Origin of the sequence: Burkholderia sp. LFS061 (assembly GCF_047978125.1) — a bacterium.
GTDB classification, from domain to species: domain Bacteria; phylum Pseudomonadota; class Gammaproteobacteria; order Burkholderiales; family Burkholderiaceae; genus Burkholderia; species Burkholderia pyrrocinia_C.
The window spans coordinates 78,152-104,278 of the sequence record NZ_JBFPFS010000015.1; the positions used below are offsets into that span (position 1 = coordinate 78,152).

23 protein-coding genes and 2 pseudogenes are annotated in these 26,127 nt (G+C 65.3%); 10 read left to right on the forward strand and 15 right to left on the reverse strand.

Annotation, left to right across the window (positions count from 1 at the left end; translation table 11 throughout):
• Positions 1-6 precede the first annotated feature (6 nt).
• From kdgT to ACNQQL_RS16015, 4 genes are all read left to right on the forward strand, one after another.
• Positions 7-1,026: a 2-keto-3-deoxygluconate transporter gene (gene kdgT / locus ACNQQL_RS16000; RefSeq protein WP_347064684.1), complete on the forward strand. Its 1,020-nt coding sequence runs from the start codon at positions 7-9 to the stop codon at positions 1,024-1,026.
• A gap of 332 nt (positions 1,027-1,358) precedes the next feature.
• Positions 1,359-3,743, forward strand: coding sequence for a DNA polymerase II (locus ACNQQL_RS16005; RefSeq protein WP_347064685.1), 2,385 nt, complete (start codon positions 1,359-1,361; stop codon positions 3,741-3,743).
• A 209-nt stretch (positions 3,744-3,952) separates the two neighbouring features.
• Positions 3,953-4,270 (forward strand): DUF4148 domain-containing protein, encoded by a 318-nt coding sequence (locus ACNQQL_RS16010; protein WP_347064686.1) that lies wholly within the window; start codon positions 3,953-3,955, stop codon positions 4,268-4,270.
• Positions 4,271-4,356: 86 nt separating this feature from the next.
• Complete coding sequence (locus ACNQQL_RS16015; protein WP_347064687.1) at positions 4,357-5,484, forward strand: J domain-containing protein; 1,128 nt, start codon at positions 4,357-4,359, stop codon at positions 5,482-5,484.
• 34 nt (positions 5,485-5,518) lie between these two features.
• On the opposite strand, the gene ACNQQL_RS16020 is transcribed toward ACNQQL_RS16015, so the two are convergent.
• The 6 genes from ACNQQL_RS16020 to ACNQQL_RS16045 all read right to left on the reverse strand — a co-directional run bounded on the left by ACNQQL_RS16020 (position 5,519) and on the right by ACNQQL_RS16045 (position 11,165).
• A complete protein-coding gene (locus ACNQQL_RS16020) occupies positions 5,519-6,433 on the reverse strand; it encodes a LysR family transcriptional regulator (protein WP_347064688.1) in 915 nt (304 codons plus the stop codon).
• Positions 6,434-6,533: 100 nt separating this feature from the next.
• Complete coding sequence (locus ACNQQL_RS16025) at positions 6,534-7,778, reverse strand: acyl-CoA dehydrogenase family protein (RefSeq protein ID WP_347064689.1); 1,245 nt, start codon at positions 7,776-7,778, stop codon at positions 6,534-6,536.
• Positions 7,779-7,811: 33 nt separating this feature from the next.
• Positions 7,812-8,570 carry a glucose 1-dehydrogenase gene (locus tag ACNQQL_RS16030; protein WP_347064690.1) on the reverse strand — a complete coding sequence of 253 codons (759 nt, stop codon included), beginning with the start codon at positions 8,568-8,570 and terminating at the stop codon, positions 7,812-7,814.
• A gap of 7 nt (positions 8,571-8,577) precedes the next feature.
• Entirely contained in the window at positions 8,578-9,342 is a 765-nt protein-coding gene (locus ACNQQL_RS16035; RefSeq protein WP_347064691.1) for an SDR family oxidoreductase, read from the reverse strand.
• A 67-nt stretch (positions 9,343-9,409) separates the two neighbouring features.
• Positions 9,410-10,441, reverse strand: coding sequence for a phosphotransferase (locus ACNQQL_RS16040; RefSeq protein WP_347064692.1), 1,032 nt, complete (start codon positions 10,439-10,441; stop codon positions 9,410-9,412).
• Between the two features lie 49 nt (positions 10,442-10,490).
• Positions 10,491-11,165 (reverse strand): histidine phosphatase family protein, encoded by a 675-nt coding sequence (locus ACNQQL_RS16045; protein WP_347064693.1) that lies wholly within the window; start codon positions 11,163-11,165, stop codon positions 10,491-10,493.
• Between the two features lie 196 nt (positions 11,166-11,361).
• On the opposite strand from ACNQQL_RS16045, the gene ACNQQL_RS16050 reads away from it, so the two are divergent.
• Complete coding sequence (locus ACNQQL_RS16050) at positions 11,362-11,517, forward strand: DUF3309 family protein (RefSeq protein WP_072438058.1); 156 nt, start codon at positions 11,362-11,364, stop codon at positions 11,515-11,517.
• 134 nt (positions 11,518-11,651) lie between these two features.
• On the opposite strand, the pseudogene ACNQQL_RS16055 reads toward ACNQQL_RS16050, so the two are convergent.
• Positions 11,652-12,128, reverse strand: a pseudogene (locus tag ACNQQL_RS16055) (zinc-binding dehydrogenase); the annotation flags it as partial.
• Between ACNQQL_RS16055 and ACNQQL_RS16060 the strand changes: the two are divergent.
• A pseudogene (locus tag ACNQQL_RS16060) lies at positions 12,118-12,649 on the forward strand (LysR substrate-binding domain-containing protein); the annotation flags it as partial. The pseudogenes ACNQQL_RS16055 and ACNQQL_RS16060 overlap by 11 nt on opposite strands.
• Positions 12,650-12,916: 267 nt before the next feature.
• Here the strand turns inward: ACNQQL_RS16060 and ACNQQL_RS16065 are convergent.
• From ACNQQL_RS16065 to ACNQQL_RS16095, 7 genes are all read right to left on the reverse strand, one after another.
• Positions 12,917-13,615, reverse strand: coding sequence for a hypothetical protein (locus tag ACNQQL_RS16065; RefSeq protein WP_347064694.1), 699 nt, complete (start codon positions 13,613-13,615; stop codon positions 12,917-12,919).
• A gap of 193 nt (positions 13,616-13,808) precedes the next feature.
• Positions 13,809-14,360, reverse strand: a complete 552-nt coding sequence (locus tag ACNQQL_RS16070; protein WP_347064695.1) for a hypothetical protein — start codon at positions 14,358-14,360, stop codon at positions 13,809-13,811.
• A gap of 8 nt (positions 14,361-14,368) precedes the next feature.
• On the reverse strand, positions 14,369-15,391 hold the full coding sequence (locus tag ACNQQL_RS16075; RefSeq protein WP_347064696.1) for a hypothetical protein: 1,023 nt from the start codon (positions 15,389-15,391) through the stop codon (positions 14,369-14,371).
• A 170-nt stretch (positions 15,392-15,561) separates the two neighbouring features.
• Entirely contained in the window at positions 15,562-16,035 is a 474-nt protein-coding gene (locus ACNQQL_RS16080; RefSeq protein WP_347064697.1) for a hypothetical protein, read from the reverse strand.
• The gene (locus ACNQQL_RS16085) at positions 16,035-16,721 is read right to left on the reverse strand and encodes a pilus assembly protein (RefSeq protein ID WP_347064698.1); all 687 of its coding nucleotides are present in this window, start codon (positions 16,719-16,721) and stop codon (positions 16,035-16,037) included. Before ACNQQL_RS16085 ends, ACNQQL_RS16080 begins: the two co-directional genes overlap by 1 nt.
• Before the next feature lie 33 nt (positions 16,722-16,754).
• Positions 16,755-19,010 carry a TcfC E-set like domain-containing protein gene (locus ACNQQL_RS16090; protein ID WP_347064699.1) on the reverse strand — a complete coding sequence of 752 codons (2,256 nt, stop codon included), beginning with the start codon at positions 19,008-19,010 and terminating at the stop codon, positions 16,755-16,757.
• A gap of 90 nt (positions 19,011-19,100) precedes the next feature.
• Entirely contained in the window at positions 19,101-19,628 is a 528-nt protein-coding gene (locus ACNQQL_RS16095; protein ID WP_347064700.1) for a CS1 type fimbrial major subunit, read from the reverse strand.
• 682 nt (positions 19,629-20,310) lie between these two features.
• On the opposite strand from ACNQQL_RS16095, the gene ACNQQL_RS16100 reads away from it, so the two are divergent.
• Positions 20,311-21,588, forward strand: a complete 1,278-nt coding sequence (locus tag ACNQQL_RS16100; RefSeq protein ID WP_347064701.1) for an MFS transporter — start codon at positions 20,311-20,313, stop codon at positions 21,586-21,588.
• 114 nt (positions 21,589-21,702) lie between these two features.
• On the opposite strand, the gene ACNQQL_RS16105 is transcribed toward ACNQQL_RS16100, so the two are convergent.
• Complete coding sequence (locus ACNQQL_RS16105; protein ID WP_347064702.1) at positions 21,703-22,647, reverse strand: LysR family transcriptional regulator; 945 nt, start codon at positions 22,645-22,647, stop codon at positions 21,703-21,705.
• Between the two features lie 167 nt (positions 22,648-22,814).
• Between ACNQQL_RS16105 and ACNQQL_RS16110 the strand changes: the two genes are divergently transcribed.
• Genes ACNQQL_RS16110 through ACNQQL_RS16120 form a run of 3 tightly spaced genes read left to right on the forward strand, consistent with a single transcriptional unit; the run spans position 22,815 to position 26,019 of the window.
• Positions 22,815-23,861 carry a 4-hydroxythreonine-4-phosphate dehydrogenase PdxA gene (locus ACNQQL_RS16110; RefSeq protein WP_347064703.1) on the forward strand — a complete coding sequence of 349 codons (1,047 nt, stop codon included), beginning with the start codon at positions 22,815-22,817 and terminating at the stop codon, positions 23,859-23,861.
• 59 nt (positions 23,862-23,920) lie between these two features.
• Complete coding sequence (locus ACNQQL_RS16115; protein WP_072438050.1) at positions 23,921-25,093, forward strand: L-rhamnonate dehydratase; 1,173 nt, start codon at positions 23,921-23,923, stop codon at positions 25,091-25,093.
• A gap of 8 nt (positions 25,094-25,101) precedes the next feature.
• Complete coding sequence (locus ACNQQL_RS16120; protein WP_347064704.1) at positions 25,102-26,019, forward strand: dihydrodipicolinate synthase family protein; 918 nt, start codon at positions 25,102-25,104, stop codon at positions 26,017-26,019.
• Positions 26,020-26,127: the final 108 nt, after the last annotated feature.

Genomic DNA, 26,127 nt, shown 5'->3' on the forward strand with positions numbered 1-26,127 from the left:
GGAGATGTGAAGCTGAAACAGGCCATCGACCGCATTCCCGGCGGGCTCATGCTGGTCCCGATGCTGCTCGGCGCGTGCGTGCATACGTTCTCGCCGAATGCCGGGAAGTATTTCGGCTCGTTCACCAACGGCCTGATCGCGGGCACGGTGCCGATCCTCGCCGTGTGGTTCTTCTGCATGGGCGCGACGATCAACCTGCGCGCGACGGGCGTCGTGCTGCGCAAATCGGGCACGTTGCTCGCGACGAAGATCGTGGTCGCGTGGCTCGCGACGTTGATCGCCGCGCGGTTCATCCCCGACGACGGCATCCGGACGGGCCTGTTCGCGGGCCTGTCGCTGCTCGCGATCACGACGTCGATGGACATGACCAACGGCGGCCTCTATGCGGCCGTGATGCAGCAGTACGGCAGCAAGGAGGAAGCCGGCGCGTTCGTGCTGATGTCGATCGAATCGGGGCCGCTCGTCAGCATGCTGATCCTCGGCGCGGCCGGCGTCGCGGTGTTCGAGACGCGGCTGTTCGTCGGCGCGGTGCTGCCGTTCCTGATCGGCTTCACGCTCGGCAACCTCGATGCGGACCTGCGCGAGCTGTTCGGGCGCTGCGTGCATCCGCTGATCCCGTTCTTCGGCTTCGCGCTCGGCAACGGCATCGATCTCAACGTGATCGCGAAAAGCGGCCTGCCGGGCATCGCGCTCGGGCTCGCGGTGATCGTCGTGACGGGTGTGCCGCTGATCCTCGCCGACAAATTCGTCGGCGGCGGCAACGGCACGGCCGGGCTCGCGGCGTCGTCGACGGCCGGCGCCGCGGTCGCGAACCCGGCGATCATCGGCGAGATGATTCCGAAGTTCAAACCGATGGTGCCGGCCGCGACCGCGATCGTCGCGACTGCGTGCCTCGTTACGGCGATACTCGTGCCGATTCTGACGGCGATGTGGGCGAAGCGGGCGGCGCGGATATCAGGGGCGCCGGTGATGGTTGCGGCAAGGACGGGGCGCGGTGGGGCGATCGAGCATGAGGGGCATGTTTGAGGGTGCCGGTTCGAGTCCGGTCCCCGGCACAGGTTTCGAGTCGGGCAATGTTCTACAGCGCTAGCCAGTAGCCGGTCACGGGAACGAATTGGGCACCGCTGATTGCCGGCGCGCTGCGATCGAGCGCAGCAACCGCGTGCCCATTCGGAACAAAGGATCGCCCCTCCCGCGCGCGAAGATTCGACGCCCAGCCCTCAACCGATGCGGCACACACAGGATGGCGCGTCGCACCGCGGCTTCCTGCCACCTGATGCCATATGCGCCCGCCATCGGCACGGACCGCGCCCAAGCGCTAAAATCCGCCGCCTGAGCATCCACGACGAGCAAGCGTTTTGACTGCGTTCGAGCAGGGTTTCATCCTTACCCGCCACTGGCGGGACACCGCGACCGGTATCGAGATCGAGTTCTGGCTGGCAACCGAGCACGGTCCGCGCCGCGTGCGGTTGCGCCCGCAGGAAGCCGTCGCGTTCATCCCGGCCGAACAGCAGGCGCTCGCCGAACGCACACTGGCCGGCGAGCGCGATGCGGAACTGCGCCCGCTCGCGCTGCGCGATTTCAGCCAGCGCCCGGTCGTCGGTCTCTATTGCCGGCGCTATCGCCACCTGTCCGGGCTCCAGAAGCGCCTCGCGGCGGCCGGCGTCGACGTCTACGAAGCCGACGTGCAGCCGCCCGACCGCTACGCGATGGAGCGCTTCATCACGGCATGCGTGCAGTTTCGCGGCCAGCCCGGCAACGACGACACGCTGACCGGCGGCGAGCTGAAGCCCGCGACCGGCTACCGCCCGGCGCTGCGCTGCGTGTCGCTCGACATCGAAACCAGCGTCCACGGCGAACTGTATTCGATCGCGCTCGAAGGCTGCGGGCAACGACAGGTCTACATGCTCGGCCCGCCGAACGGGGACGAAAGCGGCGACGCGAGCGCCGTCGACTTCCGCCTCGACTACTGCGACAGCCGGCCCGCGATGCTCGCGCGGCTGAACGACTGGTTCGACGAACACGATCCCGATGCGGTGATCGGCTGGAACCTCGTGCAGTTCGACCTGCGCATCCTGCATGCGCACGCGGAGCAATACGGCGTGCCGCTGAAGCTCGGGCGCGGCGGCAGCGTGCTCGACTGGCGCGCGCACGGCCAGCAGCCCGACCACTTCTTCGCGGGCGCGGCCGGCCGCCTGATCCTCGACGGCATCGACATGCTGAAATCCGCAACATGGACGTTCCCGTCGTTCAGCCTCGAATACGTGTCGCAAGCGCTGCTCGGCGAAGGCAAGTCGATCGACAATCCGTACCAGCGGATGGACGAAATCCAGCGCCGCTTCGACCACGACAAGCCGGCGCTCGCGCGCTACAACCTGAAGGACTGCGAGCTCGTCACGCGCATCTTCGACAAGGCCGACCTGCTGTCCTTCGCGCTCGAACGCGCGAGCGTCACCGGGCTCGCCGCCGATCGCACCGGCGGCTCGGTCGCGGCGTTCACGCACCTGTACCTGCCGCGCATGCACCGGCTCGGCTATGTCGCGCCGAACCTCGGCGACGTGACGGGACAAAACAGCCCCGGCGGCTTCGTGATGGATTCGCGCCCGGGCCTGTACGACTCGGTGCTCGTGTTCGACTACAAGAGCCTCTATCCGTCGATCATCCGCACGTTCCTGATCGATCCGGTCGGCTTGATCGAAGGGCTCGCGAACCCCGGCGACGACACATCGGTGCCCGGTTTTCTCGGCGCGCGCTTCTCGCGCACCGCACATTGCCTGCCCGATATCGTGCGGCGCGTGTGGGAAGGCCGCGACGACGCGAAGCGCCAGCGCAACGCGCCGCTGTCGCAGGCGCTGAAGATCATCATGAATTCGTTCTACGGCGTGCTCGGCTCGACGGGATGCCGCTTCTTCGACCCGCGCCTCGCATCGTCGATCACGATGCGCGGCCACGAGATCATGCATCGAACGCGCGAGCTGATCGAAGCTCAGGGTTACGAAGTGATTTACGGCGATACCGATTCGACGTTCGTCTGGCTCGGTCGCGCGCACGACGACGACGAAGCGGGACACAAGGGCCGCGCGCTCGTCGAGCACGTGAACCGCTGGTGGCACGCGCACCTGCGCGACCACTTCGGGCTCGAAAGCGCACTGGAGCTGCAGTACGAGCGGCATTACCGCCGGTTCCTGATGCCGACCGTGCGCGGTGCGGAAGAAGGCAGCAAGAAGCGCTACGCGGGCCTCGCGGCGACGGCCGACGGCGGCGAGGACCTTGTCTTCAAGGGGCTCGAAACGGTGCGCACCGACTGGACGCCGCTCGCGCAGCAGTTCCAGCGCGAGCTGTACCGGCGCGTGTTCCGGCGCGAGCCGTACCAGGATTTCATCCGCGACTACGTGCGGCGCACGCTCGCCGGCGAATTCGACGACCAGCTCGTCTATCGCAAGCGCGTGCGCCGGCCGCTGCGCGAATATGAGCGCAACGTGCCGCCGCATGTGCGCGCGGCGCGGATCGCCGACGAGTTCAACCAGGCGCACGGCAGGCCGTTGCAGTACCAGCGCGGCGGCTGGATCAGCTACGTGATGACGACGGCCGGCCCCGAGCCGCTCGAAACGATGCGCTCGCCGATCGACTACGCGTTCTACCTGAGCCGCCAGTTGCAGCCCGTCGCCGATGCGATCCTGCCGTTCCTGCGCGACGATTTCGAACGCGTCATCTCCGGGCAGGGGCAGTTGTTCGGCGATTGATGGAACGGCACTGCGCACGCCACCGCAACCTCTCCTCCCCCTGACGTCGATCTTCGTCGTGTTGCGCACGCACGTTCACTCTGACTCATCCTGCAACACAGCTGGTCAGGAATCGCCATTTATCCGGCCAGTCCGGGTTCCTAAACTTGTCTCGTCGGTTCAGCGAAACGAATTCGTGCCGAACCGCAACGAAATCATCTGAGGAAACCGTGAAATCCGTCATCGTCACCATCGTCGCCGCTACCGCCACCGCCCTTCTCGCCGCACCGGCCGCGTCGTACGCGCAGTCGTCGCACTCGACGCTCACGCGCGCGCAAGTGCGCCAGGAACTGCTCGACCTCGAATCGGTCGGCTACGAGCCGGTTGCCGGCGACGGCGACAACTATCCGGGCGACATCGTCGCCGCGCAGGAACGCCTGGCCGCCAAGCGCCTCGCCGAACGCAAGAGCGCGGAAGCCGCCTACGGGGCGAACGGCGCACCGGGCACGGATTCGGGCACGCCGGCGGTCGCGACAATGAAGCGGTAACGCGCTGCCGGTCGTTTCGGGGGCGCGCTCGTCCGGCTAAAATACCGGCCTGCCGCGCCTCCTGCCGCGGCCGGAGGACATCAATCATGACCGCACGTCGCGGAGCCGCGGTCGTCATCGCGCCCAACCACGAGACAGCCAGCCTGTCGAAAGCCCAGAAGACGTTCAATGCGCTCGTCGAGCAAATCGAAAAACGGCGTGAGCGTCTCGGTGCGTGGGAAGCCGTCATGCCGGTCTTCCAGAAAAAATTCGTCGACGGGCTGTTGCCGCTCGAACAGGCGTCGACGGCGTTGCGGATCCGGTTGCTCAATCTGCTCGACGACGCGTTCCTGCAGAAGGGACTAAGCAAGGCCGACCAGCGCACGCTGTCCGGGCTGATCGCCGATATGGCGCGCGACCTGCTCGACGTCAGTGACGACGCGGCGTTGAAAGTCATCTACAACCGGCACGGCACATCCCGCGACGACGGCCACGCAGCGGCCGCCCCGGCGCGGACGAAGCCGGAACCTGAACCGATACCCGCCGCCGAACCGGCAGACGATCTCGACACGCTGTCTCCCGACGAACTTGCCGAGCGCATGCAAGCCGAACAGGACGAACAGTTCAAGCGCGACATGGCCGCCCACGAGGCCCGCGAGGCACAGCGCGCGAAGCGCAAGAAAGCACCCCGGCAATCGGCCGCGCAGGCCCGACGCGAAGCCGAGCAGACCGAATCGAACAAGTCGATCCGCGAGGTCTATCGCAAGCTTGCCAGCGCGCTGCACCCCGATCGCGAATCCGATCCGCGGGAGCAGCAACGCAAGACCGTGCTGATGCAGCGGGTCAACCGCGCTTATGCGAAAGGCAATCTCCTGCAACTGCTGGAGCTGCAACTGGAGATCGAGCAGATCGACCGGCGCGCGATCGCCGGCCTCGGTGAAGATCGGCTGACGCGCTACAACGGCATCCTGGAGGAACAGATCCGCGAGCTGGATCAGGAGATTCTGCACGTCGAGACCGGTTTCCGGCGGACGTATGGAATCGCGCCGTCCGTCAAGCTGGCGCCCGATACCGTCGTCCGCATGCTCGCGCGCGACATTGCCGGCATGCAGCGCAGCAACCACGACCTGAACGCGGCGCTGCGCGAGTTCGACGATCCGGAAAAGGTCAGGGACTGGCTGAAAGGCATGAAGCGCCGGCAAGTATCCTCCCGCGTGGACGACGATCCGTTTTAAGCGCACACGCGCTCTGCCCGCAGAACGTCGAGCGTCACCGCGGCTCGCCCATCCCGCCCATCCCGCCCATCAGCGTCATCAACTGTTCGCGCAGCCACCGGCTGCCCTGATCCTGATCGGCGCTGCGATGCCAGTAGCAGAAGTAATCGAGGCCCGGCATCTCGAACGGCAGTTCGAAGATGCGCGCCGGATAGCGCTGCAGCAGCCGCAGCGGCGCCGTGAGCGCGAGATCGCCGCGCATCGCGATCAGCGGCGCGACCATGTAGTGCTGCACGCGCATCTGGATGTTGCGGCGCAGCCCGAGACGCGTCAATTCCGCGTCGACGTGCCCGCTGCCCTTGCGGCGGCTCGACACGTGGATGTGCCCCATCGACAGGTAGTCGTCCATGGTCAGCGTGTTGCCCTTGAACGGGTGATCGTCGCGGATCATGCACGCGTAGCGGTCGCGCACGAGCAGCGCCTGGTGCAGATGCGGATCGCCGATCAGCGGCGCGTCGATCGCAATGTCGACCGAGCCGTTCGCGAGCGCGGTGGCAACTTCGCGGCGGTCCATCGTGTAGCTGCGCACATGCATGCCGGGCGCATGCGTTTGCAGCAGTTCGCCGAGCGCCGGCAGCAGCAGCGCTTCGGTCAGGTCGCTCATGCTGAGCCGAAACACGCGTGCCGACGATGCGGGATCGAACACGTCGCCCTCGTGCGCACTCGAATCGAGCAGCTGCAGCGCCTCGCGCACGCGGCCGACGATGTTCTCGGCCATCGGCGTCGGCATCATCCCGGCCGGCGTGCTGACGAACAGCGGATCGTTCAGCGTCTTGCGCAGCCGCGCCAGCGCATTGCTGACGGCCGGCTGCGTGAGGTTCAGCACCTCGGCCGCCCGCGTCAGATTGCGCTTGTTGTAGATCGCCTCGAATACGACGAACAGGTTCAAATCAATCTTCGAAAGGCGCATCGCCGGATCTCCTTGCCGGCATCTTACGGCGTGCGCCATTCGTTCGTCCATGCCGGCCCCGCGAGCGGCACCACACGCGTTGCGCATCCCGGCGCGCCGCTCAATCGCGCGGCGGCGGCGTCAGGTAAGGCGCCGTCGAGCCCGGCTCGCCGTCCTTGATCTCCATCCGCGCGATCGCCTGCAGGTGCACCTCGTCCGGGCCGTCGGCGAAGCGCAGCGCGCGGCCCCAGGTCCACAGATCGGCGAGCGGCGTATCGGGGCTCAACCCCGCCGCGCCGAACACCTGCATCGCGCGGTCGCAGACGTCCGTATACACGGTCGGCACGAGCGCCTTGATCATCGAGATCTCCTTGCGCGCGGCCTTCGCGCCGACCTTGTCGATCATCCACGCGGCCTTCAGCACCAGCAGGCGCGCCTGGTCGATCTCGATGCGCGAGCGCGCGATCCATTCGCCGACGGTGCCGTGCCGGTTCAGCGGCTTGCCGAACGCGACGCGCGACTGCGCGCGGTCGACCATCAGTTCCAGCGCGAGTTCGGCCGCACCGATCGAACGCATGCAGTGATGAATGCGGCCCGGCCCGAGGCGTGCCTGCGCGAGCGCGAAGCCGCTGCCTTCGTCGCCGAGCAGGTTGCGCGCCGGCACGCGCACGTTGTCGAACGTGATCTCGCAGTGCCCTTCCGGCGCATGGTGATTGACCACCGTGATGTTGCGCACGATCGTCACGCCCGGCGTGTCGCGCGGCACGAGGATCATGCTCTGCTGCTGGTGCGACTCGGCGCCGGGATCGGTCTTGCCCATCACGATGAAGATCTTGCAGTTCGGATGCGCGGCGTTCGTGATGAACCACTTGCGGCCGTTGATCACGTACTCGTCGCCCGCGCGCTCGATGCGCGTCGTGATGTTCGTCGCATCCGACGACGCCACGTCGGGCTCCGTCATCGCGAACGCCGAGCGGATCTCGCCGCGCAGCAGCGGCAGCAGCCACTGTTCGCGCTGCTCGGGCGTCGCGAACATGTGCAGCAGCTCCATGTTGCCCGTGTCCGGCGCATTGCAGTTGAACACCTCCGACGCCCAGCTCACGCGCCCCATGATCTCGGCGAGCGGCGCGTATTCGAGGTTCGTCAGGCCCGTGCCGGGCTCGTCGCCCTTCAGGTGCGGCAGGAACAGGTTCCACAGCCCTTCCGCCTTCGCGCGTTCCTTCAGCTCCTCCATGAACGACACGGGATACTGGCCCGCATGCACTTCCTCGTTCCACTGACGGATGCGCGGCACGATGTGCGCATCCATGAACGCGCGCACGCGTTCGCGCAGTTCTTCCACTTTCGGGGTGTAGCCAAAGTCCATGATCGACTCCTCGAGATTCCTTGTTCGGTTCGGTCAGAAGGCCGAGACACCACCGTCGACGGCGACGGCCTGCCCGGTCAGATAAGTGTTTTCCTTCGCGCACAGCGTCAGCATCGTCGCGACGATTTCGTCGGGCCGGCCGAGCCGCTTCATCGGCGAGCCCTGCGCAAGAAAATCCTGGCGGTCGCCGAGATCGCTGTCGGTGACCATCGGCGTCGTGCTGTAGAACGGGCACACCGCGTTCACGCGAATGCCGTGGCGCGCGTATTCGAGCGCGGCCGTCTTCGTGAGCCCGACCACCGCATGCTTCGACGCCGCGTATGCGGCCAGCTTCGGCGCGCCGCCGAGCCCGGCCATCGACGCGACGTTCAGGATCACGCCTTCGCGCTGCGCGAGCATCTGGCGGATCTGGTGCTTCATCCCGAAGAACACGCCCTTCGCGTTCACCGCGAAGCTCAGGTCGAGATCGGCTTCGTCGGTGTCGATCAGCGCCTTCATCGGCGGTGCGATGCCCGCGTTGTTGATGCCGACGTCGAGCCGCCCGAAGCGCGCGGCGGCCTCATGCACCAGCGCCGCGACGTCCGCTTCGACACGCACGTCGCAGCGCTGCGCGATCACGTCGGCGCCGGCCGCACGCAGCGGCGCGGCCACGCGTTCGAGCGCTTCGCCGTTCAGGTCGCCGAGCGCCAGCCGTGCGCCCATCGCGGCCAGCTCGCTCGCGAGCAGCGCGCCGAAGCCGCTCGCGGCGCCGGTGATCATCACGGTCTGTCCGGCGTAGCTGTCGATTTTCATCGCGCGCTCAGATCGTCAGGCCGCCGTCGACGACGATGCATTCGCCGTTCGTGTAGCTCGCCGCGTCCGACACGAGATACAGCACGGTGCCGGCCATCTCGTGCGGCTCTGCGTGGCGGCGCAGCGGGATCTTCGCCATCCAGTTCTCGTAGATGTCCTTGTCGGCGAACAGCGCGCCCGCGAACTTCGTTTTCGTCAGACCCGGCAGCAGCGCGTTCACGCGGATGCCGAGCGGCCCGCATTCCTTCGCGAACGCCTTCGTCATGTTGACGACCGCCGCCTTCGTGATCGAGTAGATGCCCTGCCGGTCGCCCGGCTGCAGCGCGTTCACCGACGCCGTGTTGACGATCGCGCCGCCGCCGTGCGTCTTCATCAGCTTGCCGGCCTCGACCGACATGAAGAAGTAGCCGCGGATGTTCACGTCGACGGTCTTCTCGTACGCAGCGAGGTCGGTATCGAGGATGTGCCCGAAATACGGATTCGCGGCCGCGTTGTTCACGAGGATGTCGAGCCGCCCGTGCTTGCCGCGAATATGCTCGAACGTCGCGGCGATGTCTTCCAGCCGCCCGACGTGGCATGCCAGTGCTTCGGCGCGGCCGCCCGCCGCGACGATCGCGTCTGCCACGGCCTGGCAGTCGTCGAACTTGCGGCTCGACACGATCACGTGTGCGCCCTGCTCTGCAAGCAGTTTCGCGATTTCCTCGCCGATGCCGCGGCTCGCGCCCGTCACCAGCGCGATCTTGCCGGTCAGGTCGAACAGATTCGTTGCCATGTCGTTGTGCTCCTCCATTGATGGTTTGTCGTGTCGCCGTTCTGCGATCCCGGCGATGCCGGCGATTTCAGCGATGCGCGTCGATCACGCTCACGGCCAGTTCGGCGAGCCGGCCGGCCATTGCGCCGACGCGCAGCGCTTGCTCGCTCGACGCGTTGCCCTGCAGCGCGCGTGCCTTCACGCCCTGCGCGATCGCCGCGAGGCGGAAGAAACTGAACGCGAGGTAGAAATGCCAGTCGCGGATCGGCTCGATCCCGCGCAGTTCGCAATAGCGCGCGACGATCGCCGCCTCATCCGGTACGCCGAGCTCGGCGCGATCCAGGCCCGCGATCCCGCGCACCTGCCCGCCGGACGGCAGCCGCAGGCACATGCAGAAATATGCGAGATCGGCGAGCGGGTTGCCGAGCGTCGACAGCTCCCAGTCGAGCACGGCCTGCACGCGATAGCCGTCGCGCGCGAACATCAGGTTGTCGATCCGGAAATCGCCGTGCACCAGCGCCGGCCGGCCCGTGTCCTCGGGGCACGCCTTCGGCAGCCAGTCGATCAGCGTCTCCATCGCGTCGAGGCGCTCGGTTTCGGCCGCGCGATACTGCTTCGTCCACACGCCGATCTGGCGCTCGAAGTAATTGCCGGGGCGGCCGTAGTCGGCAAGGCCCACCGCTTCGACATCGACGTCGTGCAATGCGGCCATCGTCCGCAGCAGCGCGTCGTAGCACGCCGCGCGATCGGCCTTCGGCAGTTCCGGCAGCGCGGGATCCCAGAAGATCCGGCCGTCCTCGAAGCTCATCACGTAGAACATGCTGCCGATCACGTCGCGGTCGACGCAGAGGTGATACGGACGCGCGACCGGCACCGCGGTGCCCGACAGCGCGGTCAGCACGCGGAATTCGCGGTCGACCGCATGCGCGGATTTCAGCAGTTCGCCCGGCGGCTGGCGGCGCAGCACGTAGCGGCCGCTCATCGCGTGGAGCAGGAAAGTCGGATTCGACTGGCCGCCGGCAAACTTCTCCGTGTCGACCGGGCCTTCGAAGCCCGGCACGTGCGCTTCCAGATAGCGCGTGAGGCGGGCCACATCGAGTTGCTGGGAGGGGTTCGTCATCGTCGCGATCGTTCGTGAATACGTGAGTGAGTAGGTACTTCAGCTTCGGTCAGCCGTAGGTCCGGAACGCGTGCCGTTCCGGGTCTTCCAGGTGCGGGATGCCGTTGAACGATGCCAGGTGGAACGCATCGGCGTTGAAGAAGAACTGCGAAAGACTGCTGTTGCGGATCTGCAGGTTCAGCGCGATCGCGCTCGGCGGCGGCGCCGCGAGCACCTGCTGCACGGTGACCGCGATCGGGCCGCCGGAGCTCACGGCGAGCACGCGCTGGCCGCCTGCGTGACGGATCGCGTCGCGCGCAGCAGCGACGCGCTGCTGGAAATGGGCCCAGGTTTCGGGGGCCGAATCCCCCAGCTTGTCGTCCGACCATAGGTGCAGCACCTGCCGGAGCGCGCGGAAGTGCTCCTTCATCGAGCCGGCGGCGAGGCGTGCGATTTTCGGATAGTCGCTGGCCGCGGCCGCGAACAGCCCGTGAAAGTCGTATTCGTTCAGGCCCGGATGGCGGTCGTACGACACGCCTTCGCGGCCCATCCCGCGCAGGATCGCGTCGACCGTCTGCGCGTGGCGGTTCAGCGTGCCGCAGATCACGCGATCGAACGCGAGGCCCTGACGCGCGAAGTATTCGCCGAGCCACACGCCCTGCTGCTCGCCGGCCGCGGAAAGCCGGTCGTAGTCGTCGGTGCCGAACGACGCCTGCCCGTGCCGTACCAGAAAGAGTTCAGCCATCGCATGCCCGCCAGATCAGAAGGATTCAGCATAGGGGGCGGCCATGCATTTTTGAAATTTATTTTCTGAATCGTCTGGTATTCACTTCATGAATTCAGTCGCCCTCCCATCGGGCTCGTTTGCCGGACACCGCCCGGCGGCACGGGAATTGCGGCGCCAACCGCCGTCAAGTCGACCATATTCCAGGAGGGATGCGATGCTCGGTACGATCCTTATCGTCATACTGATTTTGTTGCTCATCGGAGCATTTCCTACATGGCCGCACAGCCGAAGCTGGGGCTACTGGCCGTCGAGCACCGTCGGGCTGATTGTCGTCATCGTCGTCGTGCTGGTGCTGTTGGGTCAAATCTGAGGCCCGGAGGTACCGGTCGTGCTGCCGGGCAGCCTGTTCCGGCGGGATGCGGCGACATATTCAGTATCACGGATTGTCGGGCATTCCCTGCCTGCGGCTTCAGCCCCTCCGACGGGGGCTGAAGCCGCTGCCGATCATGTGGAACGCGTGGTGTTTCCCTCGACGGCGGCCTGCAGCGATCGATCCGCCGCGGGCGTCACCAGTACGATCTTGCCGATATGACGACCCGAATCCATCAGTTCGTGCGCGGCGCGCGCATCGCGAAGATCGAATAGCCGGTAGACCTGCGGCTTGACGGCCCCTTGCCGGATCAGCGGCCACACGGCCTCTTCGAGCTCGCGAATGATCTGCGCCTTCTCCGCGTAGGTGCGCGAGCGCAGCGTCGAGCCGATGTGCGTGAGCCGCTTCGTCAGCATCGGAAACAGGTCGAGCTCCTTCGCGGGGCCTTTGATCACGCCGATCTGCACGATGCGACCATTTACAGCGGCCGCCGCGAAATTGCGCACGACGTAGTCGCCGGCAATGATGTCGACGATCACGTCGACGCCCTTGCCGCCCGTGAAGCGCGCGACCTCCTCGCCGAAATCCTCGTTGCGGTAGTCGATCGCGCGGCTGCATGCGAAGCATCCCGACGTCTCCTTCGCGCTGAACACGTCGACGCAAATCCTGAATCTCGCGAAGCGCGAAGCCGACATCGCGATCCGCACGGTACGGCCCGAAAACCCCGATCTGGTCGCACGCCGCCTCGCGCACTGGGACATGGGCCTGTTCGCGTCGCACGACTATCTGCACCGGCACGGCGAGCCCGAGCGCGGCCACGCATTCGCGGGCCACGACCTCGTCGTCTACCAGCCGCACGCCGACCCTCGCCGGCGAGCCGATCGACGGCGGGCGCATCGTCGCGCGAATGAACTCGAACCTGATGGCGCGCGCCGCGGTGCGCTCGGGCCTCGGCATCGGCGAGATTCCGGTCTACATGGGCGAGCGCGACGGGCTCGTCCGCCTGTGGCCGGAGCGCGTGAGACAGGCGCCTTACGAGGTCTGGCTCGTCACGCACCGCGACCTGCGGCACACTGCGCGCATCCGCGCGGCGATCGACGAGATCGTGTTCGCGTTCGCCGCGAATCGATGATGCGGATGGCACGCGGGCGCGGGCCGGTGGCGCCGACCAGCGACAACTGCCAGAAGCGGCTGTCCCGGTGGAGCGAAAGTTCGTCGATATCGTTCACGGTCTCACCTGCCCGTGCCATTCCGCCCCCGGGCATCGCGTTGCCTCGCCCGCCCAATCCGGCGCGGGAGGCGGGCCGACAGACAAACGAATGCGTCAGGTTATCAAATCATCCAAAAGATTCATCCCCCCTTCGCCGACGTGCGATGCCGGCCTCGCCTATCAACGCGGTCAAAGGCCGGCAGTTCCGCTTGCGCTCGCGTCCGGCGGAGCGGACCCACCGCGACACGTTGGATGCCCCGGAATCTCGACGACACGCCCTTGCAGCGGCCGCGGCACGCCCGGATATACATTGAAGGGTTCGACGGCCTGCCCATCCACCTTCGCGTCCTTCACCGCATAACGTACGGTTCCGGTTGCCGTGAGCCGCGCGCCGTGCGCGTCGCACGCAACGGACAATGCCTCTTTCGGACTCTCCGGCATCTGCCGGACAAGCGCACTGAATCCCACATTGACGACGATGCTCCCGGTCGCCTTCTGCTGCCCCTGCGGCATCACCTTGATCTCGGGTTTGACGTCCAGCCGATACACCGTCTCGTCCTGAACCGCCCTCAACGGCTTCAACGCGATGTTCTTGGTCTGCCCAGGCGCGAGCGTCAGTTTGAACGGGAATGCATAGAGCGCCGGATTCGCTTCATTACCGACCGACTCGAGCTTCTCGTCTTTGAGCGGCACGCCAGGGTTGAGCAGGCGCGACAATGAAATGGTCACGTACTCGGGGCGATCGCCGTTGTTGACGATCTGCACGTTTGCCGTGCCCGAATCGACGGGGATTTCCTTCGGTAACACGTCGATCGTCGCAACCGCGACACCCGGAATCAGCCCGGCGAGCGTTGCCGCAATCGGAAGAAAGAATGAACGCAATCTCATGTTGGGGTCCAGTTGAGTCGGCACCCCGGGAAGGTATGCCGGTGCTGCCGTCGTGCGCAGTTTGCCATTCGCATGCGCGCGTGCAAGCTTTGACGCAGACGACACTCGGAATCGGAAAATCCAAAGCACACCGCCCGCGACACGGCGGGCGGTGAAGAGCCGGAACGTCTCCGCGACGGGGAGACGGCCACCGCTACTGCTGATTCACGACGACCGGCTCGAACACGAGCGACAGTGTGCCCGTATAGGTACCGACCGTGCTCCTGAAGTCGCCTTCCGGCGGATACGCGGAAACTGCGAGATGGTAATAGCCTTCGGAATCGACATTGGGCGACGGCGGCGCCGGGTTGTCGAACTCGACCACCTGCCCGACGACGAGCGGCTTCTGGTCGGCGCCTTCGGCGCCGATGCTGACCGCCGGCTTGCGGAACGCGAGCGTCGGCTTGGCTTGGTTCCGGATATCGAGCGGTTGATCCATGCGAACCTGAAATCTGCCCGTCGTCGATACCACGCGCAGCCGCGCGTCCACCTCGTACGGAGTCTCCCAGCCGCCGAGCTGCTGCATCGTCAGGCCCTGCCCGAACCAGCCGCCCTTGTCGTCGGTGATGATCAGGTTGTTCGGACGGACAACCTTGGCTGTAATCTTGCTTTGCGCCTTGCCCCTAATTATCAGGGTTTGCGCCGACGCGTACATCGGCTGGAGCATCAGGGCCGCCAGCAATCCGCTCAGGAGGATCTTGCGCATCTCTGTTCCTATGATTTCGTGACGACCGTGAACGACAGCACATCGCTGTAATCGCCGGCATCCGCGTTCGTGCCCACCGAAGTCCTGAACGTCGGAACAAAGCAGGTGCGGGAGTTGTTGCTTAACTGCACGGGGCTGGCGCTCGCATTCGGCAACCGGAACGTTGCGCTGCCGCTGTCCAGCGTCAGGTCGTAAGGAACCGTCTGCGACGGCTTGCTCGCATTTTTGAGCAAATACCGGTTACCCAAAACACCATTTGCACTCGTCGCATTGATCACGAAATTGCGATAATCGTTGAAGCCCGTGTACGTGAAGCACAGCTGCTGTTCGGCACCGGCGAGCGTCTTTTCATCATCGCCTCGCGGCAACTCCCCGAGATTCCAGTCGGGCGCCGCCACATCTATCGCGATAGAGGGCGGCGGATTTGGCTTCGGGACTTCCGGATTGGTAACGGTGCATGCGCCGGCGCTGCCAAAGCTGACATAAGCCGCGCCGCTCCAGTCGACGACGTAGAAACCGTTCGTGAAGATGCCGGCAAAGATGGAAACGGCGGGCCAATCCCTGATGGCGGAATTGTTGATCATTGCCTCGACTATGGCCGTGTGCGGTCCCTTGTTATCCCAACCTACCAAGGGGGACATACCGTTGTTCCCCGTATACCTCACGTACGTATCGCCGAGATAGGCCCCACTGTTTCGTGTGCCATTCATCGTGACATACTGCACCGCATTTTTGTTTGGCTTCACTTTACCAGTGGCGTCATACGTATAGAAAAGAACGCTTCGAGAAACAAATGTAGCCGACGTACCAATGTTGGAACTATCAACGGCACGATAATTTATGAGAACCTGTACCGTACTAGTCCCATCTCCATTGTTTTTCCACGTGCACCCGCCGTAGCTGTCGATCACTTTCGCAGGCACATAGTTGGCGGCGGCAGCTTCATTGAATGAAAACATCATCAGTCCTACGCCAAAGATACAAGCTTGCCATCGCCGGATAATTCCCAATTTTTTCATCGATCTCTTCATTCCGATTTGGTCAATACGTCGAGACCATCGTCACCGCAAATGGTCTCCGAAATCCGCGTTGCACGTTTGACGGTGTGCTAGACGGCCTGATCAACCGGCACCCATGCTCGATCGCTTTCAGCCCTCGTCATCTTCGAGGCACCGGCATGCTTCGTTTCGATACACGCGGGTTACTGCGCCAACTTCGCACGCTGGTAGATCACCACGCCATACCCGACATTGACGAACAGCGGCGCCGGCGCACCTTCACTCTGCCCGGCATCGACGGCAATCCGCTCGTTCGGCCTGAACGTGACTCGCCATACCTGCGTTTTCGAAGGAACAGCGAGTTGCTTCAGCCCGATTCGATATTTCTGCCCGGGCGCCAGCGCCAAGCGCCCGGGCGCTACCAGCAACGTGGGCTGCGCCACGTCGCCTACCGGCACCAGATGCTCGGGCGAATCGCCCGGATTGGTCAGCAGGTGCTGCTCGATGTCCAGGTAAAGCGGTGTATCGCCGGCGTTCTCGACATACAGTTCGGGCACCGGCTTTTCCGGCTCGAGCGTCAGCTCCATGCGCGACAGCTTCAGCACGCCGGCGGCCATGCTACAGGTGCAGGCCAGCGCGGCCAGCATCCCGATTGCGGTGCGCGCGACGCGCATCATCACGGACACTCCAGCGTCTGCGGCTTGTCGTCGACACGCAACGTCATCCGCTTCGTCGCGAAGTGCTGAGGCGTGCCCGGAAATACGGCGATCGTTTGTGCGGACGCCGCGCCGTCATACTTCACGTCGGTGAACACCTGGCGCACGTTGCCGGTGTTCTCGAGCGTCAGCCCGCCGCTCTCGCAACGATGCGCCCAGCCCACGCGCTGCTTGCCCGGCGGCGGCATGTGCCGCACCAGCACGCCATAGCCGACGGACACCGACATCGGCGCGGTGATCTTGTCCTGCGGCGCATCGTCCACCTTGAGCGACCTGACCGGCACGATATAGAGCCGATACAGCTCTTCGTTCTCAGGCTCCGCGAGCGACCTGAGCGTGATCGAGCGCGACTGGTTCGGGCCGAGCGTCAGCTTGTCCGGGCTTGCGAGCATGCCCGGATGCTGCAGCTCGCCGAGGTTCTGCTTCTCTTCCGGCGTCTTGCCCGGATTCATCACTTTCTGCACCGAGATCGACAGATAGAGCGGCGCGTCGCCCATGTTCTTCACAGTGACGTTCTGGTCGTGGTTGTTGAACACCTTCGTCGTGGCCGGCATCACCATCAGCTCACCGTCGGCATGCGCCGGTTGAGCGGCGGCAAACAGCAGAGCGCACGCTATCGGAAGCGCGGTTCGCAAGTTCAGTTTCATGTCGTCAATTCCTGTAAATGGTTGAATGCGCCGTCATTGGCAGCGGAAGTCGTTTCCGCTGGCGTCCTTCAGGCTGCACGTGTAGCGATGCCCGTTCTGATCGAGCGTGATCTGCGACAGCAGGGTTTTGCTGACGATCGAGAACAGCCCGTTCGGATGCACCGTGTCGCCGGTTTCGATCACCTTGCCGCTCACCGGCTTGCCATTCGTATCCTTCAGGAAGCCGCTGTACACCATATTGATGTCGACCTTCGCCGATGCCGCGTAGACCTGGCCCGGGTGAGCCCGGACGATGTTCGCCGGCACCTCGACGTTCATGTCGAACTGCTCGCTGTTGCTCATCACGCGCGCGAACGGCACGTCGCGATACGCATTGAGCGGCACCGCATACGTGCTGTTGCCGGCCACCGGGCTGCCTTCGACGTTGAACCCGTACTTCATGCCCTGGAGGTCCGGCGTTTTCAACAGCATCGCGCTGCCGCTCGAGCTGTAACGGCCGAACGCAATGCCGTCCTTGCTGGCCGCGACCATGCCGCGGTAGTTGAAATCGACGTTGCCGCCGCCCGTGCTCTGGCCCAGGTTCAGCGATGCGTCGCCGCGCGTGCCGGAGCGCGTGCCGTAGACGTTCACGCCGTAATTGGTGCCGATCCGGTTCGCCGACAGCCCGACGGATGTCGTGCCAAAGCCGTCCTGGAAATCCTTGCGGACGTCGCCGCTGATCTGCGTCTGGCCGCCGGAATGCGCGGCGCTGAAGCTCGCCTGCGCCTTGTCCAGCATCATCGTCATGTTGAAATACACGCCGTAGCCGCCGCTGCCCTGATAGCCGCCCTTCTGCACGCCGAGCGCGAACGTGCTCCACAGGCCGTTCGGCCGGTAGTTCCAGCGCGCCTCGGCCTGCTGCGATTCGCTGAACGTCGAGCGCTGGTAGTTGTAGCCGAACGTCACGCCGCGGAACGCGCGGCTATACGACACCGCCGTGCTCGGCTGGCCGACGTAAAAGCGCGATACGCCGGTGTTCTGGTAGCGGCTGACCATCAGGCTGCCGAGGGCCTCGCTCGCCATCGACAGGTTGACGTAGCCGCCCGTGCTGCGCTCTCCGCTCAACAGGCCGAGCGTGGGCTCGATGTCGATGCCGCCCAGTTGCATCGGCCGCGTGATGTTGACTTCGGCCGCCCATTTGCCGCCCTTTCCGGCGAGCATCGACCCGTTCAGGTAGAACTGCTTGAAGTTCCGGCTGACCGCGGCCTCGAGCAGATAGCCGCCGTCGCCCATCTCCTTGCCGGCCGTCACATGCCATGCGTTGCCGCTGTTCGCGCCGAAATTGAGGTTGTTGACCTCGCGGGTTTCCCGGTTGACCACATTACCGTTGCGATCGACGAGGCGAACCTCGACCGAGTAGTAGCCGCCCGGCAGATCGGCGAAGCTGATCTCGTTGCGGCCGAGCACCGCCGGTCGCTTGAGGATCTGCCGCCCGTTCCGGTAGAACTCGTAGTTGCCTTCGGCCGACGCGTAGAGGATCAGCGAGCCGGCCTTGGTGTCGACCTGCAGGTGGGTCTGGCTGCCGACCGTCACGAACTGGTCGAAGCTCGGAGACAGCAACGTGTTGACCGTGCCGGCCGCGTAATCGATGTTGTTCTGCTTGCCCGCCCGCACGTACGTTCGGGCGAAATTCTTCTGCAGGTAGTACGACGACAGCCCCTGCTGGCTGGCGCTGGAATTGCGTGTTTCGGTACGGTTCGCGTACCAGCTCATGTAGCCGAAGCTCTGGAACGGAAGCCCGACATACGTGTTGCCGTTCACGTTGACCGCACGGTAACCGTCGGACGCCGCCCGCAAGTCGAGCGCCTGGTTGTTGACCAGCCCGAAACCCGTTTCCGGCGCGATGTAGTCTTCGCGCGAATCGCGGATCGAGATCGACCGCTTCAGCTTGTCGACGGTAACGTGGTACCCGGCTATCGATTCGTCGCAGCCCTTGCTGCAACGCTTGTAGTCGAGCTGCGAGATCACGCCCCGGATCGTTTCGACGTTCTCGGGCGAGATACCGTTTGCTGCATATTTGGCCGCGTCGAATTCTAGCGACGCGTCCTTCGACGAATAACTGATGAACCCCGGCAGCGTACGCCCGTTGAAGGTGGCAACATAGTTCGCGCTATCGTCCAGTTCGGCCGCGCTGAATCCTTCAGGCACGCCATACGTGACTTTTAGTTCTGCGAATGAGTGCGACGAAACAAAAAGAAATGCACCCAGCCACAGCTTGTTGAAACGGAAAGGAGCTTGATAGGCGACCACGCTGATTTCTTCTATGGAGGGGTGGGAGGGGTTGGCATCGGGGGTTCTTCAGGAAGAGCCCCGATCGAATCGGGGCTCCATAAGGGACGGTTACGGTGCCGCTGCTGCAACCGGCTCGAACACCATCACGAGATCGCCGCTGTAGCTGCCGTTCGTGCTGTTCGTGCCGATCTGGGTCGGTGCGTCGACGTTGATCGTCAAGTTGTGGATTTCGTCGAAACCGCCGTTGCCGGCCGTCACTTGCGTGATCTTCTGGACCGCACCGAACTTGACTTCGGCGTCGCCGCTGTTACCCGACAGCGAAACCTTCGCGTTCTTCATTTCGTACCGGCCGCTCGACATCTTCAGCGGTTGCGCGAGCGACACGTTGAAGTCGGCGTTCTTCGACCAGACGCGGATCGGCAGCATCTTTTCGAACTTGGCCTGCGTGTAGTCGGTGGCGTTCAGTTCTTCCGTGCCGTACCAGGTCGAGCCGTCCGGCTTCGACACGAAGATGCCGTCGTTGATCTGCGCGGTCAGCGTGATCTTCTTCGACACCGTATCGGCCTGTGCCGTGTGTGCCATGCCGAACAGCGCCGTGGTGACGCCCATTGCCAGAACGAGTTTGCTGAGTTTCATCGAATAATCTCTATTAAAGAAAAATGGGTTTCCAAAATCGAACCACGACGAGTTATTAATCAATCGAAATTCGATGCGTGGGAGAAAAATCCCACTGACGCTAGTCTATGGATATGGATGCCAGGGGAAAATGGGACGAGTTCGGAGTTACGCGCGCAAACTGCTAGTACAAGTACGAAAAATAGAAATTCGCCTCCTTAAACCCCTGATTGTTAAGTTGATTTAAAGAATTGTTCGAAGCGAGGAGGTAAGCAGAACGCGTTTCGCGGCGGATCGAGCGCGCATGGTTGCCGTGCTCAGGCGCCGAGCGGCAAGACGCAGGCCGCGGCAGGCAGCGGCTGTCGCGTAGCAAGGCGGCTTGTGTGCGGCACAAGCGCGTTCACGCGCATTCATGAATGCCGCGCGCCTGGAACAGGACGTTCGGGACGGCGTGCGTGCCATGCGGCGCATGCGCTGCGTCGACGCCGCGAGAGGCGAGGGGCAACGGCAAGCGCTACCGCACGGAACCTGCGGTCCACCGCGCCGCCACGGATCGGGTCATGCGCTCGGGCGGAAATGAATGCCGCAGGTTATCAACCGATCCAAAAGATTCATTAGACGGCCCCTCCCCGGCGCGCGATGCTGGCTGCGCCCATCGACGCGGCGTCCGTGTAACGCCGCGCACGACAACGGAGCGAGACACATGCCTAACGATCACCGTCAACGGCGCCACACGCTGTGGCTGCTGTGCGCGCTGTCATTCATCCTCTACGTCGACCGCGTGAACCTCGCGACCGCGGCCGGCGCGATCAAGGCCGAACTCGGGTTGTCGAACACCGAACTCGGTATCGCGTTCTCCGCGTTCGCGTATTCGTATGCAATCTGCCAGATCGGCGGCGGCTGGATCGCCGACCGCTTCGGCGCCCGCATCACGCTGATCGGCTGCGGGCTGATCTGGGTCGTCTCGACCTTCACGACCGGGCTCGTGCACAGTCTCGCGCTGCTGTTCGCCGCGCGCCTGCTGCTCGGGATCGGCGAAGGCGCGACGCTGCCCGCCCAGGCACGCGCGATCACGCACTGGTTCCCGCGCGAGCGGCGCGGCGTCGTGCAGGGCTTCACGCATTCGTTCTCGCGGCTCGGCAACGCGGTCACGCCGCCGATCGTCGCCGCGCTGATGACGTGGCTGTCGTGGCGCGCCGCGTTCTTCGTGATCGGCGCGGTGACGCTGGTGTGGCTCGCGTGGTGGACCGTCGGCTTCCGCGAGCACCCGCTCGGCGACGACGACGGCGGCCGCGCGCGCGGCGCCGCGCGCCCCGCCGCGCCGTCCGGCCCGACGCCGTGGGGGCCGCTGTTCCGCCGGATGGCGCCGACCATCTTCGTCTACTTCTGCTACGGCTGGACCGCGTGGCTGTTCTTCACGTGGCTGCCGACGTTCTTCCTGAACGGCCAGGGCCTGAACCTGAAATCGACCGCGCTGTTCGCGTCCGGCGTGTTCTTCGCGGGCGTCGTCGGCGACACGCTCGGCGGCTGGCTCTGCGACCGCATCTTCCGGAAGACCGGCAACCTCGCGCTGTCGCGCCAGAGCGTGATCGTGACGAGCTTCGCCGGCGCGCTCGTCTGCCTGCTGCCGCTCGCGTTCGTGCATTCCACGGCCGGCATTGCGCTGTGCCTGTCCGGTTCGTTCCTGTGCCTCGAACTGACGATCGGGCCGATCTGGGCCGTGCCGAGCGACATCGCGCCGACCCACGCCGGCATCGCGAGCGGAATGATGAACGCGGGTTCCGCGATCGCGGGGATCCTGTCGCCGATCCTGTTCGGATATCTGGTCGACCGCACGGGTAGCTGGACGGTGCCGTTCATCGGGTCGGTCGCGATGCTGATGATCGGCATCGTCGCCGCGCTGCGGATTCGTCCGGATCGCACGCTGTCGGCATCGATGCCATCGCTCGCCGATGCGCCCGCCGCGCCGTCGGCGCGCTGAAGCGGTTCGCAGCCGTGGCGCCCGGGTTGCCGGTATCGCCGCTATCGCCATCACGCATCGCTCCGTTCCGCGATGCGTGATCGGCAAATCCGGCATACCCCTCGAGCCCTCCCTTCAATCGTCGTCGTCCTGAACTCCCTCCCGGTGAAACAGCACGAGAAACTGCTGTGCGGGAATGCTCAGCGGCCGGTCGCGCCGCACGAGGCTGCCGTATGACGGCAGCTTTTGATCGAGCTCGTAATCGAGGATCGCGACGAGCCCGTGCTCCGCGTTGCGCTGCGCGACCGTCAGCGGAATCACGCCGAGCATCGTCGAACGGTCGACGAGGTTCATCGTGGTCAGGATCGAGCCCGTTTCGACCAGCCCGCGCGGCATCGGCTGGTGGCGCGCGCGGAACTCGCGCTCGACGACCTCGCGCGCCGGGCTGCCGGCCGGCTGCAGGATCCACGTGTAATCGAGCAGCGCGTCGAATTCGACCGGCCCGGCGCCCGCGAGCGGATGGTCGCGGCCCGCGATGATCGCGAGCGCCTCGTCGTCGACCACCCGGAAGTCGCAATCGGTCCCGACGTTGCGCCCGATCACCACCTCGAGCACGCCTTCGCGAAGCTGCGGCATCAGCCGGTCGCTCGTGTCCACCGCGATGTCGATCGCGAGCAGCGGGTAACGCGCCTTCAACTGCACCAACGCCTCGGTGAGCCGCCCCGGCGACGCCGCCATGATGCTGCCGATCGCCAGCCGCCCCGCGCTGCCGAGCTGCAGCTCGGCGAGCTCGCGGTTCAGCGCCTCCATGCTGCCGCGGATTCCACGGAAATAGCCGAGCACGCGCGCGCCGGCCGGATTCAGCACCAGCCCGCGCCCGATGCGATCGAACAGCCGCTGGCCGAGCGCGCTCTCGAGTTCGGCCAGCATCTTCGTCGCGGCCGGCTGCGTGAGGCCCATCTGCTCGGCCGCCGCGCGCAGCGTCGAGCATTCGTCCACGGCAAGCAACAGCGCGATCTGCCGCATGCGCAGCCGGTTCAGCAATTGGGGAGTCGAGTCTCGTCGATCGATCGAGCCCATTTCGATTACTCCAGGTTATCGATTCATCAAGAGTTTTCAATTTACCGACTCATTCCGTCTACCTAGCATGAACCCCATACACGAACGGCCACGCGCCGCCACCGGAGACGCAGCATGAACACGAAACCGACCGCCGCCCGACGCGCGGCCCGCCACGGAGACGCCGCATGACGACCGCCGCCCCCCTGCCCGTCGTCGCGCTGACGCTCGGCGACCCCGCCGGCATCGGCGCCGAACTGATCGCGAAACTGCTCGCGCGGCCCGACGCGACGGCGCACGCGAATCTCGTGCTGATCGGCGATCGCTGGCTGTGGGAAGCCGGCCAGCGCGTGGCCGGCGTGCAGATCGACGTCGAACCCGTCGCATCGCTAGCCACGGTGCGCGGACGGCCGTCCGCCGCGCGCGCCGCGTTCGTCGAAGTCGATACGGTCGATCGCGCGCAGGTCACGGTCGGCCAGGCCGGCGCGGCCGGCGGCCGTTCGACGCTCGCCGTGCTCGATCAGTGCCTGGAAGCCTCACTCGCCGGCGACATCGACGCGATCTGCTTCGCGCCGCTGAACAAGTACGCGATGAAGCTCGGCGGGCTGAAGCACGACGACGAACTGCACCACTTCGCCGAAGCGCTCGGCGTGACCGGCTATTTCTGCGAATTCAACACGCTCGGCGAACTGTGGACCGCGCGCATCTCGTCGCATATCCCGCTGAAGGACGCGGCAGGCTGCCTGAGCATCGAGCGGATCGAACAGGCATCCGAACTGATCTACCGGTCGCTGCTCGCGAACGGCGTCGCCGCGCCGAAGGTCGCGATCGCCGCATTCAACCCGCACGGCGGCGACGGCGGCAGCTGCGGCCGCGAGGAAGTCGACATCATCGAGCCCGCGGTGCGCAGGCTGCAGTCGCGCGATTGGCCGACCGACGCGCCGTTCCACGGCCCGTTCCCCGCCGACACAATCTTCCTGAAGGCGCAGGCCGGCGACTACCAGGCGATCGTCACGATGTACCACGACCAGGGGCAGATCGCGATCAAGCTGCTCGGCTTCTCGCGCGGCGTGACCGTGCAGGGCGGGCTGCCCGTGCCGATCACGACGCCCGCGCACGGCACCGCGTACGACATCGCGGGCCGCGGCACGGCCGACGTCGGCGCGACCTGGCAGGCGCTGCAGATCGCGTGCCGGATGGGCGCCGCGCGCCGCACTCCCGCCGTTTCGGCGTGACGGCCACGCCTGCCGCCCGCCTTTCACACACGACAACATCGATTCTCGGAGACACCATCATGAAAATCCGGTCCGTGCGCGCACGCGTATTCCAGTGGAAGGGCAAGACCGTCCCGCCGCAGGGCAACTTCTGCTCGAATGCGATGGATTTGCTGTATGCGCCGCAGGAAACGATGAGCACGTTCCGCTTCCATTCGTGGACGGTCGTCGAAGTCGAGACCGACGACGGCATCGTCGGCCTCGGCAACGTCGCGCTCGCGCCGCACGTCGCGAAGGTCATCATCGACCAGTACCTCGCGCCGCTCGTGATCGGCCAGGATCCATGGGACTACGAATACCTTAACCAGCGGATGTATCGCGCCACCCACGCGTGGGGCCGCAAGGGCATCGGCATGGCCGCGATCTCGGCGGTCGACATCGCGATCTGGGACATCCTCGGCAAGAGCGTCGGCAAGCCGGTGTTCAAGCTGCTCGGCGGCCGCACCAAGGAAAAGATCCCCTGCTACTACTCGAAGCTCTACCGCACCGACCTGAAGGCGATGCAGGACGAGGCGCAGCGCTATCTGAAGGAAGGCTTCCGCGCGTTCAAGATGCGCTTCGGCTACGGGCCGGCGCACGGGCAGCAGGGGGTGGTCGAGAACCTGAAGTCGGTCGCGGCGATCCGCGAGGTGATCGGCTACGACAACGACCTGATGCTCGAGTGCTACATGGGCTGGAATCTCGAGTACGCGAAGCGCATCCTGCCGAAGCTCGAGAAATACCAGCCGCGCTGGCTCGAGGAGCCGGTGATCGCCGACGATATCGACGGCTACGCGGAGCTGAACCAGCTCACACGCATTCCGATCTCCGGCGGCGAGCACGAGTTCTCGCTGTACGGCTTCAAGCAGTTGCTCGACCGCAAGGCCGTGTCGGTCGTCCAGTACGACACGAACCGCGTCGGCGGGATCACGATGGCGCACAAGATCAACGCGCTGTGCGAGGCGTACAGCGTGCCGGTGATTCCGCATGCGGGCCAGATGCACAACTATCACCTGACGATGAGCACGCTCGCGTCGCCGATGAGCGAGTACTTCCCGATGTTCGACGTCGAGGTCGGCAACGAGTTGTTCTACTACATCTTCGACGGCGAGCCGGTGGCCGAAAACGGCTTCCTGCAACTGCGCGACGACGTGCCGGGCCTGGGCCTCACGCTGAAGACCGAATTCCTCGACCAGTTCGACATCGTCGAGTGAGGCCGACCATGAACGCACGCTACCAGGGCGTCTTTCCGGTCGCGCCGACGATCTTCGACGCGCACGGCGCGCTCGATCTCGACGGCCAGCGCCGCTGCATCGACTTCATGATCGATGCCGGTTCGCAGGGCCTCTGCATCCACGCGAACTACTCCGAGCAGTTCGCGCTCGGCGACGACGAACGCGACCTGATCACGCGCACCACGCTCGAGCACGTCGCAGGCCGCGTGCCGGTGATCGTCACGACGTCGCACTTCAGCGCGCGGATCTGCGCGGAACGCAACCGGCACGCGCAGGCGCTGGGGGCGGCGATGGTGATGGTGATGCCGCCGTACCACGGCGCGACGTTTCGCGTGCCCGAAGCGCAGGTTCGCGCGTTCTTCGCCGAAGCGGCCGACGGGCTCCGCATTCCGCTGATGATCCAGGACGCGCCCGCAAGCGGCGTCGCACTGTCCGCGTCGTTCCTCGCGACGCTCGCGCGCGAGATCGATGCCGTGTCGTACTTCAAGATCGAGACGGCCGGCGCCGCGTCGAAGCTGCGCGAGCTGATCGCGCTCGGCGGCGACGCGATCGAGGGGCCGTGGGACGGCGAGGAAGGCATCACGCTGCTTGCCGATCTCGATGCCGGCGCGACCGGCGCGATGACGGGCGGAGGCTATCCGGACGGAATTCGCCGGATCACCAACGCGTATTTCGCCGGGCGCCGCGACGAAGCGTGCGAGCAGTACGCGCGCTGGCTGCCGCTGATCAACTACGAGAACCGCCAGTCGGGCTTCCTGACCGCGAAGGCGCTGATGCGGGAAGGTGGTGTGATCGCGTGCGACCGGCCGCGCGCGCCATGGCCGGAATTGCATCCGCAGGTGCGGGCCGGGCTGCTCGACGTCGCGCGCCGGCTCGACCCGCTCGTGCTGCGCTGGGGGCATTAGACGTTCAGGTGCATGCGGTGTGCGCTTCACGGCTCCGGCCCGAGGCGCGTGCCGCGCGACCGGACAGACGTTCGCGCCGATGGGGAATGCGTACATGCGTTGCACATA